At 58.3% G+C, this 13,206-nt stretch carries 11 protein-coding genes; 5 read left to right on the top strand and 6 right to left on the bottom strand.

Going from position 1 to position 13,206, the window contains the following annotated elements; genetic code table 11:
- Positions 1-14 precede the first annotated feature (14 nt).
- Positions 15-2,045: a phenylacetic acid degradation bifunctional protein PaaZ gene (gene paaZ / locus AC2T28_RS18195; protein WP_486750068.1), complete on the bottom strand. Its 2,031-nt coding sequence runs from the start codon at positions 2,043-2,045 to the stop codon at positions 15-17.
- A 118-nt stretch (positions 2,046-2,163) separates the two neighbouring features.
- On the opposite strand from paaZ, the gene paaG reads away from it, so the two are divergent.
- Genes paaG through AC2T28_RS18175 form a run of 4 tightly spaced genes read left to right on the top strand, consistent with a single transcriptional unit; the run spans position 2,164 to position 5,304 of the window.
- Complete coding sequence (gene paaG / locus AC2T28_RS18190) at positions 2,164-2,949, top strand: 2-(1,2-epoxy-1,2-dihydrophenyl)acetyl-CoA isomerase PaaG (protein ID WP_486750067.1); 786 nt, start codon at positions 2,164-2,166, stop codon at positions 2,947-2,949.
- A 2-nt stretch (positions 2,950-2,951) separates the two neighbouring features.
- Positions 2,952-3,377, top strand: coding sequence for a hydroxyphenylacetyl-CoA thioesterase PaaI (paaI, locus tag AC2T28_RS18185; RefSeq protein ID WP_486750066.1), 426 nt, complete (start codon positions 2,952-2,954; stop codon positions 3,375-3,377).
- 15 nt (positions 3,378-3,392) lie between these two features.
- The gene (gene paaK, locus AC2T28_RS18180) at positions 3,393-4,703 is read left to right on the top strand and encodes a phenylacetate--CoA ligase PaaK (protein WP_486750065.1); all 1,311 of its coding nucleotides are present in this window, start codon (positions 3,393-3,395) and stop codon (positions 4,701-4,703) included.
- A gap of 4 nt (positions 4,704-4,707) precedes the next feature.
- Positions 4,708-5,304 (top strand): TetR/AcrR family transcriptional regulator, encoded by a 597-nt coding sequence (locus AC2T28_RS18175; protein WP_486750064.1) that lies wholly within the window; start codon positions 4,708-4,710, stop codon positions 5,302-5,304.
- A 169-nt stretch (positions 5,305-5,473) separates the two neighbouring features.
- Here AC2T28_RS18175 and AC2T28_RS18170 read toward each other — a convergent pair whose 3' ends face one another.
- A complete protein-coding gene (locus tag AC2T28_RS18170; protein WP_486750063.1) occupies positions 5,474-5,680 on the bottom strand; it encodes a cold-shock protein in 207 nt (68 codons plus the stop codon).
- 58 nt (positions 5,681-5,738) lie between these two features.
- Positions 5,739-6,767, bottom strand: coding sequence for a tryptophan--tRNA ligase (gene trpS / locus AC2T28_RS18165; RefSeq protein WP_486750201.1), 1,029 nt, complete (start codon positions 6,765-6,767; stop codon positions 5,739-5,741).
- Between the two features lie 123 nt (positions 6,768-6,890).
- Here trpS and AC2T28_RS18160 point away from each other — a divergent pair, with 123 nt between their 5' ends.
- Positions 6,891-7,577 carry a rhomboid family intramembrane serine protease gene (locus AC2T28_RS18160; protein ID WP_486750062.1) on the top strand — a complete coding sequence of 229 codons (687 nt, stop codon included), beginning with the start codon at positions 6,891-6,893 and terminating at the stop codon, positions 7,575-7,577.
- 117 nt (positions 7,578-7,694) lie between these two features.
- On the opposite strand, the gene murJ is transcribed toward AC2T28_RS18160, so the two are convergent.
- Genes murJ through AC2T28_RS18145 form a run of 3 tightly spaced genes read right to left on the bottom strand, consistent with a single transcriptional unit; the run spans position 7,695 to position 13,202 of the window.
- Complete coding sequence (gene murJ, locus AC2T28_RS18155; RefSeq protein ID WP_486750061.1) at positions 7,695-9,245, bottom strand: murein biosynthesis integral membrane protein MurJ; 1,551 nt, start codon at positions 9,243-9,245, stop codon at positions 7,695-7,697.
- Positions 9,242-12,070, bottom strand: coding sequence for a [protein-PII] uridylyltransferase (locus AC2T28_RS18150; RefSeq protein WP_486750060.1), 2,829 nt, complete (start codon positions 12,068-12,070; stop codon positions 9,242-9,244). The genes murJ and AC2T28_RS18150 overlap by 4 nt, the downstream gene beginning before the upstream one ends.
- The gene (locus AC2T28_RS18145; protein WP_486750059.1) at positions 12,030-13,202 is read right to left on the bottom strand and encodes a penicillin-binding protein activator; all 1,173 of its coding nucleotides are present in this window, start codon (positions 13,200-13,202) and stop codon (positions 12,030-12,032) included. The genes AC2T28_RS18150 and AC2T28_RS18145 overlap by 41 nt, the downstream gene beginning before the upstream one ends.
- Between the last annotated feature and the right edge of the window lie 4 nt (positions 13,203-13,206).

The raw sequence follows: 13,206 nt of genomic DNA, 5'->3' as shown, positions 1-13,206 counted from the left end.
GCCGATTTTCCTGCTTAGAATGCGTTCATTGTCAGCAATTCGTATTCGGCCACCTTTTCGTCGTCCTGATTGGTCAGCGTCACATGCCAGCGTACTTCGCCGTATTCCTCGTTGCGCGGCGTTTTCTTTTTCACCGTGAGGCGCACCTTGATGCTGTCACCGGCGGATACCGGCTGCATGAAACGCAGGTTGTCCAACCCGGTGTTGGCCAGAACTGGGCCCTCGTTGGGTTCGACAAACAGGCCGGCGGCAAAGGAGAGCAGCAGATAGCCATGGGCGACGCGACCCGGGAAGAACGGGTTCCGCTTGGCGGCATCGTCGTCCATGTGAGCGTAGAAAGTATCGCCGGTGAAGTTGGCAAAGGTTTCGATGTCTTCCAGCGTCACGGTGCGGGATGGGCTGTGCAGGGTTTCGCCAATCGCCAGTTCGCCAAACTTGCGGGTGAATGGGTGCGCTGGCCCCTTAACCTCAGTGCCGCCGGGCACCCATTGCTGGCCGATTGCCGACAGAATGTCGGGGCTGCCCTGAATAGCGGTGCGCTGCATGTAATGCATCACACCGCGCACGCCGCCCAACTCCTCACCTCCACCGGCGCGACCGGGGCCGCCGTGCACCATGTGCGGCAGGGGTGAGCCGTGACCGGTGCTTTCCTTCATGCTGTCGCGGTTGTTGAAATACAGACGCCCATGATAGGCGCCTGCGCCCATGGCAACCTGTCGCGCAACCTCGGCATCATGGGTGATAACCGAGGCCACCAGCGAGCCTTGGCCCTTGTTGGCCAGCTCAACCGCGTGGTCCACATCGCGATAGCCCATCACGGTGGAGACGGGGCCAAAGGCTTCGGTGTCATGCACGCGCTGGGCCTTATCTGGGTCGGCGCAGTGGAACAGCATCGGCGGGACAAAGGCCCCCTTGTCGGCGTCGGCGCCATCGACGGTGAAGTTGTCGGGGTCGCCGTAAACGCGGGTGGCCTCAGACCCGATAATAGCGGCCTTTTCCAGCACGTCATGTTTCTGGCCCATGCTGACCAGCGCGCCCATGCGGGTGGTTTCCCGTCGAGGGTCACCGATAGTGGTTTTGGCTAGTCGTGCTGACAGAGCCTCGATCACTGCCTCTACTTGGCCGTTCGGTGCGATGATGCGGCGCACGGCGGTACATTTCTGCCCCGCCTTGGTGGTCATCTCGCGGCTGACCTCTTTGACGAACAGGTCAAATTCAAGCGTGCCGGGAACGGCATCTGGGCCGAGGATCGAGGCGTTGAGGCTGTCTTGCTCGGCCACGAACCGGACCGAGTTTTCCAGGATCACCGGGTTCGAGCGTAGTTTCAACGCGGTATTGGCAGATCCGGTAAAGCTGACCACATCCATCATGCTCAGATGGTCCAGCATGTCTCCCAATCCGCCCGAGACCAGTTGTAGTGCACCAGCGGGTAAAATGCCGCTGTCGAGCATCAGGCGGACGGCCAGTTCGGTGACATAGCAGCTGTTGGTTGCTGGTTTGACGATGGCGGGCATGCCAGCCAGCAGGGTGGGGGCGAGTTTTTCCAGCATGCCCCAGACCGGGAAGTTGAAGGCGTTGATATGCACTGCGACACCCTGCAGCGGGGTGCAGATGTGCTGGCCCAAGAAGGTACCATTGCGGCTGAGTTGTTCAATCTCGCCATCCAGATAGACCTGCGCGTCGGGCATTTCGCGCCGCCCCTTGGAGGCAAAGACAAACATGGTGCCGATGCCGCCGTCCACGTCGATCATGTGATCGCTCTGGGTCGCACCAGTATCAAATGAAGCCTCGTAGAGCGCCTGCTTGTGCTGGTTCAGGTGCCCGGACAGCGCCTTGAGCATGCGGGCGCGGTCGTGGAAGGTCATCGCGCGCAGGGCCGGGCCTCCGACATTGCGGCCATAGTTCAGCATCGCCTGCACATCCAGCGCGTCGTTGCCTGCGGTGGCGATGACCTCACCAGTGATGGCGCTGGCGATATTGCGCGCGCCTGCGCCCGGAGCAATCCATTGACCACTGGCAAAGCTGGAAACCTGTTGAATGCTCATAGTGCGCTCCGTTCATGATGGGCTGAAATTGTCTGTGGAATTTATTGACCAACCGGTCGGTTTATGCAAGAAATTTGTTTAAGCGCCTTTTGAGGCGGTATTTTCAGGGGGAGAATTCATGAGCGACACTATCCTGACAGTGGATCACGGCAATTGGATCGAGATCACGTTGAACCGCCCGGACCGGTTGAATTCCTTCAATGACGAAATGCACTATGCGCTGCGATCAGTCATTCAGGGCGCGCGGGATACCGGCATGCGCGCAATCCTGCTAACCGGTGCTGGGCGTGGGTTCTGCGCTGGGCAGGATCTGGGTGATCGGGACCCCTCCAAGAAGGATGGCCCGCCGGATTTGGGTAACACTGTGCGCACATTCTATGCGCCGCTGGTGCGGCTGATCCGCTCGCTGAACTTTCCAGTGATCTGCGCGGTGAACGGTGTGGCGGCTGGGGCCGGGGCCAACTTGTCACTGGCCTGCGACATCGTCATGGCAGGACACAGCGCCAGATTTATTCAGTCCTTTGCCAAGGTGGGCCTGATCCCTGATACCGGCGGCAGCTGGCATCTGCCGCATCTGGTGGGCGAGGCGCGAGCCAAGGGGCTGGCGATGACTGGCGAACCATTGTCAGCGGAACAGGCGGCGGATTGGGGGCTGATCTGGAAGGCGTTGCCGGACGACGAGTTGATGGAGGAGGCCCGTGCGCTGGCTGACAAGCTGGCCAACGGGCCGACACTGGGTTTGGGGATGACCAAGCAGTGCATTCAGGCCTCGGCCGTCAACACACTGGACGACCATCTGGAAGTTGAGGCGGACGCCATGAAGACCTGCGGTGAAAGCGCCGACTATGCCGAGGGCGTTTCGGCCTTCCTGGAAAAACGCACGGCGGTGTTTCAGGGGAAATGACGATGACACCAAAACAACGGGCCGAGAAAGCCGCAGGGGCCATGTGGGCTGATGACCATGCCTCGAAATGGGCGGGGATGGAGATCACCCACATGGATGAGGGTGAAAGCGTCATTGAGCTGACGGTGGCGCAGCATCACTGCAACGGCCACGGGATCTGCCACGGCGGCGTGACCTTTATGCTGGCCGACAGCGCCTTTGCCTTTGCCTGCAACAGCCGCAATCAGTCGACTGTGGCGCAGCATAATATGATCAGTTTCACCGCGCCGGGCCGTTTGGGCGACCGGCTGACTGCCAATGCGCGCGAGGTCTCGTTGACGGGGCGCAGCGGCATCTATGACGTGACAGTGACCAACCAACAGGGCCAGCAGATCGCCGAATTCCGGGGCATGTCCCGCGCGATCAAGGGCCAGCTTTTTGACGAATGAGATGAGGACGTTTCCATGAAAGATCTGACCCCAAACCAGGCTGACCTTGACCCGATAGAAATCGCCTCAGTCGATGAAATCCGCGCGCTGCAGCTAGAGCGTCTGAAGGCCTCGCTGCGGCATGCCTATGATAATGTGGCGATGTACAAGCAGCGCTTTGACGAGGCGGGGGTGCACCCGGATGACCTGCAATCGCTGTCGGATCTGGCGAAATTCCCGTTCACCTACAAGAATGACCTGCGCGACAATTACCCCTTTGGCCTGTTTGCAGTGCCACAGGACCAGATTATTCGCCTGCATGCCTCATCTGGCACCACCGGCAAGGCCACTGTGGTTGGTTATACCAAAAACGATATCGACAACTGGGCCGATCTGGTGGCGCGGTCCTTGCGGGCCTCGGGCCTGCGCAAGGGCGACATGGTGCATAACGCCTATGGGTATGGGTTGTTCACCGGCGGGCTGGGTGCGCATTACGGGATTGAACGTCTGGGCGCGACTGTGGTGCCCATGGGTGGTGGCCAGACCGAGAAACAGTTGGGCCTGATCACAGATTTCCGCCCTGATGGCATCATGGTGACGCCGTCTTATATGCTCAACATCCTAGAGCAATTCCACAAACAGGGGCTGGATCCGCGGGAAAGCTCGTTATCGGTTGGAATCTTTGGCGCCGAACCCTGGACCAATGCCATGCGGCTAGAGGTCGAGGCGGCGTTTGATATGCATGCGGTGGATATCTATGGGCTGTCTGAAATCATGGGGCCGGGTGTGGCTAACGAATGTGTCGAGACCAAAGACGGGCTGCACATCTGGGAGGATCACTTCTACCCCGAGATCATCGACCCCAAGACCGGAGACGTGGTTGAGGATGGCGAGATGGGGGAGCTGGTGTTCACCACGCTGACCAAGGAAGGTCTGCCAATGATCCGCTATCGCACCCGCGATCTGACCCGTTTGTTGCCGGGCACCGCGCGCAGTATGCGGCGGATGGAGAAGATCACTGGCCGGTCGGATGACATGATCATCCTGCGCGGCGTTAATGTCTTCCCAACCCAGATCGAGGAACAGGTGATGGCCACAGGTGGTCTGGCACCGTATTTCCAGATTGAGCTGTATAAATCCGGTCGCATGGATGCGATGCGGGTCTTTGTTGAGGCCTCACCGGATGCGGCAGATGAGCTGTCCAAGACTGCTGCGTCGCGCATGTTGGGCAAGCACATCAAGGATATGGTCGGGGTCTCAACCGAAATCATCGTCGGCGACCCGGGGTCGGTTGCCCGCTCGCAAGGCAAGGCTGTACGGGTCATCGACAACCGCGACAAAGGATAAGGCTATGGCCCGTACAATTGCCAAAGACCATGATCAAAAGCGCGAGCAGATCCTGAAATCCGCCGCCAAGGTGTTTGCCGAGCAAGGGTTTGACCGGGCTTCGATGACCCAATTGGCGCGTGAATGTGGGATCTCCAAGGCCAATATCTATCACTACTACGACAGCAAGGACGCGATCCTGTTCGATATCCTGGACACCTATCTGCGGGATCTGCGCGATCGGGTTTGTGGGCTCGATCTGCAGGGGCAGGCGCCTAGCGAAAAGGTGCATGCCACGGTCGCCGGAATCTTGCAGGCCTATCAAGGCGCCGATCACGAGCATCAGGTGCAGATCGGATCCATGTCGGCGCTGCCCAAGGAGCAACAAGAGCTGTTGCGCGGTTATCAGCGTGAATTGGTACAGTTTGTCAGTGACGCCATCGCTGCCGCTGCGCCGCAGGTGTTTGAAGATGATGCCGCCAAGCTGCGTGCAACGACCATGTCGGTCTTTGGGATGCTGAACTGGTATTACATGTGGAATTCTGGTGCGGGAACACAGGCCCGCGAAGATTATGCCCGCACCGTAGCCAATCTGACTCTGAGCGGGGTTGGGGGACTCTGACCTGTCGTCCTGCGCCGCAGGTGCACTGCCACGCCCAACCAAGAGGTGGTCTCTCTGAGACCCTCCGAGTGGGAGGGAGCCCCTGCTTTTTGGAGCAGCAATAAAAAAAGGCCACCCTTGGAAAAGGGTGGCCTTTAAAGTCTCTACAGCCGAAGCTGTTGCCTCTGCTTTACAGCAGTTGCAGCGAACCAGCGGACTCTTTGCCATCACGGCCAGTTTCCAGCTCGTAGGAAACTTTCTGGTTGTCGTTGAGGCCGTTCAGGCCCGAACGCTCAACAGCAGAAATGTGTACAAACACGTCTTTTCCGCCTGCTTCTGGCTCGATAAAGCCGAAACCTTTAGTTGCGTTAAACCATTTTACGGTGCCGTTAGCCATCCGATTTTCTCCAGTATATCGCCCAAACAACGTGTAAGGGCTTGTTGTCGTTCAGTTATTACAAAGTGGTAGGTGGTACCATACCCACAATGTCATATGTCTTGCGCAGAATCGGCGCGGTGATTTCTCGCGCCCGTTCTGCACCACGAGATAGTATGCGGTCAATCTCTGTTTGCTCATTCATTAATCGTGACATTTCTGCCGCAATTGGTGACAGCTTGGCAACCGCCAATTCAGCGAGCATCGGCTTGAATTCGCCGAATTGCTTGCCGCCAACCTCGGCCAGCACTGCATCGACGCTTTGGTCGTTCAAGGACGCATAGATATTGATCAAGTTACGCGCCTCAGGGCGGTCTTCCAGACCCTTGGCTTCGCTTGGTAGTGCATCCGGATCGGTTTTGGCCTTGCGGATCTTCTTGGCCAATGTGTCAGCATCATCCGTCATGTTGATGCGGCTGGCATCCGAAGCGTCGGACTTCGACATTTTCTTGGACCCGTCACGCAGGCTCATTACCCGTGTGGCGGCCCCTTTGATCACCGGTTCGGTCATCGGGAAGAAGTCAACGCCATAGTCGTGGTTGAACTTGGCCGCGATGTCGCGGGTCAGCTCCAGGTGCTGCTTCTGGTCATCACCCACAGGCACGTGAGTGGCGTGGTAGACCAGAATATCCGCCGCCATCAGCGCAGGATAGGCAAACAGCCCCAACGAGGCGTTCTGGGCGTTTTTACCGGCCTTGTCCTTGAACTGGGTCATCCGCTGCATCCAGCCCATACGGGCGACGCAGTTAAAGACCCACGCCAGTTGGGCGTGCTCGGGGACCTGGCTTTGGTTAATCAGGATCGATTGCTCTGGGTCGATACCACTGGCAATAAACCCGGCGCACAACTCGCGAGTGGATTTCATCAGATCTTGGGGGTTTTGCCAGACAGTGATCGCATGCATGTCCACCATGCAATAAACGGTCTCGAAATCCGAGCCCTGCATATCGACAAAGCGCTTGATTGCACCCAGGTAGTTGCCCAGGTGCAGGTTGCCGGACGGCTGAATGCCCGAGAACACGCGGGGGGTAAAACTGGTTTCGCTCATCTGGCGATAACTCCCGTCTGGAATTACGATCCAACGTGCCTTACCCATGGGGCCAACCCTCGTCAACCGGTGCCAAGGCCCCAGACGAGGAAGAACAGCCATGTGTGGCTAAGGAGTAAGACTATGAGCAGCGATCCCAATCCACTACCTGTCAATCCGTTGCCACCCGCCGTGGTGGCGCTGGTGCTGGTCATCATGGGGATCGAGGCGATGTTTTCGCTTGGCACCCGCGGCATCATTGGCGGCCCTGAGGCTGTGGGATGGCGGCTGGAGTATATGCAGCTCTACGGCTTCTCAGGTGATATTTTCTGGTGGATGTGGGATACGAGCCAATGGCCCGCTGAACACTTGATCCGCTTTGTGTCTTACACCTTTGTGCATGTGACCTTTACCCAAGCGCTGTTTGTCTGCGTGTTTGTCCTGGCTATGGGCAAGATGGTGGGTGAAGTGTTTGGCGATTTAGCGATGGTGATCATCTTTGTGTTGTCGAGCATTGGCGGCGCGTTGGGCTATGCTTTGTTGGTCGATTCACAGTATCCGTTGATCGGAGGCTTCCCAGCTGTATATGGTCTGATCGGGGCCTATACCTATATTCTATGGCGATCGCTGGGGATGGTGGGCGCACAGCAAAGTCGGGCGTTTACGTTGATCGCGTTCCTGCTGGGAATTCAGCTGGTGTTTGGCCTGCTGTTTGGCGGGCAAAAGGACTGGGTGGCGGATCTGGCTGGATTTGCCACTGGATTTGGGTTGTCGTTTTTCCTGGCCCCGGGCGGTTGGGCGCGGATTCGAAGCAATATTCGTCGCGATTGACTGGGGCGACCGCCCGCCCCAAGGCATCTCATCACAGATGAGCCCCAAGGCGCGGGCGGTCGCGAAGCGACCGTCCACGGCGCCGCCTGCTACCGTTCGGCGGTTCATCCCGGTGATTTAGGCGCGACTTCCCCGGCGCAGCGCGCGCTTGAACTCGCCCAGCTTGAAGGCGCCGAGCAGTTGACCCGCACCAAAGTAACTGATGGCGCCCAGTATGATTAGGCCGAGCAAGGCCAGGTAGCGCCAGTTGGGCAGGGTAAAGAGCCAGGCGAATTGGGTGGTGACGGCCAATAAGACAGCGCCCATCACGGCTGATGCCGCGACGATACGCCAGATGCGGTGATGGAAGCGGGCATCAAACCGTGCAACCTCTCCCATACCGCGCGCGCCGAACATCAACATGCCAACCATGACCCAGCCGGCGGTTGAGGCGGCTATGGCAGGGGCGATCCAGCCGACCACGGGCTTCAGGCCAAAGGCCAGTGCCGCATTCACAACCATGGCAACCAGCGCATAGTGGAACGGCGAGCGGGTGTTTTCGCGGGCGAAATACAGTGGTTGTAGCAGCTTGTGCAGTACAAAGGAGGGCAGGCCAACACCATAGACGGCAACGGCGAGGGCAATTGCGGCCACATCCTCGGGGCCAGTGGCGCCGCGCTCATACAACACCGAGACCAGCGGGATTGGCATCACCAGAAAGGCAACGGTTGAGGGGATGGTGAGCATCAAGGAGAATTCACCAGCCCGGGACAGGGCGTCGCGGGCTCCGATTTCGTCCCCAGCGCGCAAGCGGCGAGACAGGTCTGGCAGCAGCACGATGCCCACAGCGATGCCCACCACGCCTAGCGGCAATTGATACAGTCGGTCGGCCACAAACAGCCAGCTCACAGCGTTTTCAATGTCTGAGGCGACCAGTTGACCCACGACCAGATTGATCTGGGTGACTCCCATGGCGAGGGCGGCAGGAACAGCGACACGCACCAGATTACGCATGTCCGGCGTCAAGCGCGGGCGCCCAAAGCGCAAGCGGATGCCAGCCTTTTCCGTGGCGCGCCAGACCAGGGCGAGCTGCGCCACACCGGCAACCGGGATGGTCCAGATCAGCCAAATGATCACGTTGCCACCCAACAATGCGCCAGTTACCATGGCAGAGCAGGCAAAGATGTTCAGCAGAACCGGTGCAGCGGCGGCGGCGGCAAAGCGGCCGGTGGCGTTCAACACGCCAGAAAACAGCGCTGCCAGCGACATGAACAGGATATAGGGGAACACGATGTAGCCAAAGCCGACGGTCATGTCGAAACGCGCATCCCCGGCAAACCCCTGGGCTGTTGCCCAAACCAGAGCGGGCATAAAGACCATGCCCAAACCAACCAGTATCAGAACTGCCGTTGTCAGTAGGCTGAAGGCTGATTGAGCAAAGCCTTGTGGGTCATCTCCGGACTCAAGCCGCTTGGCAAACATTGGCACAAAGGCGGCGTTGAATGCACCTTCGGCAAAGAAGCGGCGAAACATGTTGGGCAGGCGAAAGGCGGCGACAAAGGCGTCCATCACCGGGCCGGGGCCAACAAAGGCAGTCAGCAGGATTTCACGCGCAAAGCCCAATATGCGGCTGGCCAGTGTCCAGAACCCGACGGTCAGGAAGCCGGATAACAATTTGATTGGCTTCATGTTTCAGCCCGCTTTGCGCCGTCGACTATTGCGGTGCGCAGTCGTTTTTCAAGGAAACGTTGTTTGGATTCTGCGTAGTATTTCAATCCGAACATATCCTTGACGTAGAATGTATCCACCACCTGTTCGCCATAGGTCGCAATGACGGCATTGGCGACATAGACGTTTGAGGTGGTCAGGGTGCGGGCCAGATCGTACAGCAATCCGGGACGGTCGCGGGTGTCGACCTCGATGATTGTGTAAATTTCCGAGCCGTCATTATCAAAAGTGATATGGGTTGGTACGTTAAAGGCGCGCTCGCGCTTCTTGATCTTGTCGCGCGATTTCAGGGCCTCGCGCGCGATCACCTCACCCTTGAGGGTTTTGTCGATCATTTGGCGAAGCCTTGGCAGGCGGGAGGCCTCATACGGGTGACCATCGGCATCTTGAACCCAAAATGCATCGGTCACATAGCCATCTTTGGTGGTATAGGATCGCGCATCCACAACGTTGGCACCAACCAGTGCAAGAGCCCCGGCCACCCGTGAGAAAATACCCGGGTGATCGGGCATCACAAAACAAGCCCGAGTGGCGTCGCGGTCATCGTCGGGATAGAGGCGAACAACGATGCCATTCGGGTCGTCGCTTTCCTCGAGCACGCGCAGCATTTCGGCGAAGTCAACATGGGTTGGTAGGTGAAGTCCCTGCCAGTAGGGCGGATAGTGTCGGCCGGTTTCGGTCTTCAGCAGGGCCTTGGGCCAGTCGGGCAGGGCTGCGCGCAGGGCCTTTTTGGCCTCGGTTCCGCGTTGCTCGCGGTTCAGCGCCTCCATACCGTTCTCCAGCGCCTCGCGGGTCTGTTTATACAGCGTCCGCAGCAGAGTGGCCTTCCAGTTGTTCCAGGTTTCTGGGCCAACGCCACGGATGTCGCAGACCGTCAAAACAGTCAGCAGGTCCAACCGCTTAATTGTTTGTACTGCCTTGGCAAAATCACGCACCGTGCGCGGATCCGAAATATCGCGTTTCTGCGCCATATCCGACATCAGTAGGTGATAACGGACCAACCATTCCACGGTTTCACTGTCGGACTTGCTGAGGCCCAGCCGTGGGGCCACTTTGCGGGCAATTTGTGCGCCCAGAATCGAGTGATCAAGCTCTTGCCCCTTGCCGATGTCGTGCAGCAACATGGCTACCATCAACACCTTGCGGTTCAGTCCCTTGCGCAGGATCTTGGAACTAAGCGGCAGCTCGTCTTCCAGTTCTTCGCGCTCAATGGCGGCAAAGTTTGAGATCACCTGAATGGTGTGCTCGTCCACCGTATAAGAATGATACATGTTGAACTGCATCATCGCCACGATGGGGGCAAACTCTGGCAAGAACGCCGACAAAACGCCCAGTTCATTCATCCGGCGCAACGCGCGTTCCGGGTTGCCGTGTTTCAGCAACAGATCCAGAAATATCTGCCGGGCCTCGGGTGTTTTGCAGAACTGGTCGTCGATCAGATCCAGATTGGCGGTCACCAGACGCATGGCATCCGGGTGGATCAGCATACCGGTGCGCAGGCCTTCTTCGAACAGGCGCAGTAGGTTTAGCTTGTCATCTAGAAACGTATCAGGATCGGCAACGTCCAGCCGGTTATTCACCACCTGATATCCCGCTTTGGTGCGGGGGCGGCGGCGGAACAGGCGTTCTAGCAGGGGTTCACTTTTCTGGTGGGTGGCTTCTAGCTTGGTCAGGAAAATCCGGGTCAGGTCGCCAACTGTTGTGGCCTGGCGGAAATAGTCCTGCATAAAGATCTCAACGGCGCGGCGTCCGGCGACATCCTGATACCCCATGCGGTCAGCCACTTCGACCTGCATGTCAAACGACAGGACCTCGGTTGGGCGGCCAGTAAGCAGATGCAGGTGCGAGCGCACAGCCCAGAGAAAGTTATCGGCCTTGGCAAACAGATCATATTCTTCGGGCCGAAACAGACCCAATGGAACCAATTCGGCGGTGTCCTGCACCTCGTACAGATATTTCGCAATCCAGTACATCGACTGTAGATCGCGAAGGCCGCCTTTGCCCTCTTTAACGTTGGGCTCGACCATATAACGCTGGCCTTGCTTGATGTGGCGTGCTTCGCGTTCATTCAACTTGGCTTCGATGAACTCATATGCGGTTCCGCGGAACAAATCTTTGCGAAGGTGCTTGTCCAGCTTTTCTGCAAGCGGCTGATGACCGGCAAGAAAGCGATGCTCTAGCATGGCGGTGCGGATGGTGAAGTCTTCGCCGCCTAGGCGCACGCAGTCTTGAATAGTGCGGCTGGCGTGGCCGATTTTGAGCTTTAGATCCCACAGGATGTAGAGCATCGATTCAATGACGCTCTCGGCCCAGGCGGTGATCTTGTAAGGGGTCAGGAACAGCAGATCGACATCTGAGGCAGGTGCCATTTCACCACGACCATAGCCGCCGACTGCCATCACAGCGATGCGCTCGCCCCGAGTCGGGTTGGCAACGGGGTGCATGATTTCATTGGCTGCAAACAGCGCCGAGGTCACCAGGCCGTCGGTCAGATAGGTGTACGAACGGGTTACAGGCCTCGAGTCAAACGGCGCCTTGGCAAAGGCCTCGGCGATTGTCTTGCGACCAGCCTTGTTGGCTGCACGCAAGAGCGAAACGATCCCACCTCGTAGAGAGGTGAGATCATCGTTGTTTGCAAGATCCGTAATCTGGTTGCGAATTTTTTGGGTATCAAAAATCGCATTAGGATCACAAACCAATGGTCCCAGGGCTTGGGGGTGGCGGGTTAGCGCATTTACCGCCGGATCAGGACCCGGCGCCTGCGAAGCTGCTTGGGGCTGGTTCAATGACAACCACCTTCTGTTCTTGGATTGTTGCAACCGCTAGGCCGCGTTCGTTGGTCCCATCCGTCCGCAGGCGGAAAATGCCGCTGACACCCTGGAATCCTGCGCCCTGAGTCAGGGCAGCGCCGGTTAGCGCGTCTGAGTTACCTGCGCTGACCAAGGCGCCGATGGCTGCGATACCATCATAGGCCAGCCCCCCGATGGAATGTGGCGCGGCGCCATATGTGGCGCTATAGCGATCGCGGAATTGTTGCGACTTTCCTGGATCCGGCATGGCAAACCAAGCCCCCTGAACACCAGGCAGGGCCAAGGTCTGAGCAGGAATATCCCAGCGGGTTAAGCCGATATACTGCGTTGTAGCAGGATCAAGCCCGGCTTCGGGTAGAAGCTGGGTCAGCAATGGCAATGCCCCAGCTGTAGTCGCGGTCATAAAGACCGAGCTGGCACCGTTGCTAGATGCTGAATCCCGGATTGTTTGGATCGAGTTGATCACGCCCTGTTGCGACAACTCGTAGCTGACGCTGCCAACAACGGTTGCTGTTGAACCTGCCGCTGCTTTCTCAATCGCAGACCGACCAGCTTGCCCAGCGGCGTCATCACCGCTGACCACCAGCATGTTGCCGCGACCATTGCGGGCAGCATAGCCCGTCAGGCGACGGGCGGTGTTGTCAAAGGTAGAACCCAGAATATACACGTTACCGCCGGCGATTGCGGTGTTGTTCGAGAAGGCAAGCACGTTCACGTTACGCTTGGCGGCTGCGACGCCCGCAGCATTGGCTGCTTCGGCATAAACCGGGCCAAGCAAAATGCGCGCGCCGTCGTTCACCGCCTGGGTCGCTGCTGCGGCTGCCGTTTCAGGATTGCCAGCCGTGTCATAAACCCTGAGGTCAATCTTGATACCCTCGAGGTCAGACATCGCCAGACGTGCTGCGTTTTCAAGGCTTTGTGCAAGAAGCAGATCGCCTTGTTGGGCTGATCCGCGTGGGACCAAGAGGGCAACCGGAACGGGCTTGGATGTGTTGATAGTGGGGCCGCCACCGGTGCTAACTGGGTCGCAGGCACTCAGAACAATTGAGGATACGACTGCGATTGCGGCTAAAGTGACCTTGCGGGTGGGCTGGAAAACAGCAAACATAATG

Source organism: Parasedimentitalea nitratireducens, assembly GCF_057444295.1.
The sequence above is the reverse complement of the archived record's forward strand: the minus strand, read 5'-3'. Positions and strand labels throughout refer to the sequence as shown.

Excerpts from the sequence above, each read along its gene's own strand:
- paaZ (WP_486750068.1), bottom strand. The coding sequence starts at position 2,045 with ATGAGCATTCAACAGGTTTCCAGCTTTGCCAGTGGTCAATGGATTGCT.
- paaG (WP_486750067.1), top strand. The coding sequence starts at position 2,164 with ATGAGCGACACTATCCTGACAGTGGATCACGGCAATTGGATCGAGATC.
- paaI (WP_486750066.1), top strand. The coding sequence starts at position 2,952 with ATGACACCAAAACAACGGGCCGAGAAAGCCGCAGGGGCCATGTGGGCT.
- paaK (WP_486750065.1), top strand. The coding sequence starts at position 3,393 with ATGAAAGATCTGACCCCAAACCAGGCTGACCTTGACCCGATAGAAATC.
- AC2T28_RS18175 (WP_486750064.1), top strand. The coding sequence starts at position 4,708 with ATGGCCCGTACAATTGCCAAAGACCATGATCAAAAGCGCGAGCAGATC.
- AC2T28_RS18170 (WP_486750063.1), bottom strand. The coding sequence starts at position 5,680 with ATGGCTAACGGCACCGTAAAATGGTTTAACGCAACTAAAGGTTTCGGC.
- trpS (WP_486750201.1), bottom strand. The coding sequence starts at position 6,767 with ATGAGCGAAACCAGTTTTACCCCCCGCGTGTTCTCGGGCATTCAGCCG.
- AC2T28_RS18160 (WP_486750062.1), top strand. The coding sequence starts at position 6,891 with ATGAGCAGCGATCCCAATCCACTACCTGTCAATCCGTTGCCACCCGCC.
- murJ (WP_486750061.1), bottom strand. The coding sequence starts at position 9,245 with ATGAAGCCAATCAAATTGTTATCCGGCTTCCTGACCGTCGGGTTCTGG.
- AC2T28_RS18145 (WP_486750059.1), bottom strand. The coding sequence starts at position 13,202 with ATGTTTGCTGTTTTCCAGCCCACCCGCAAGGTCACTTTAGCCGCAATC.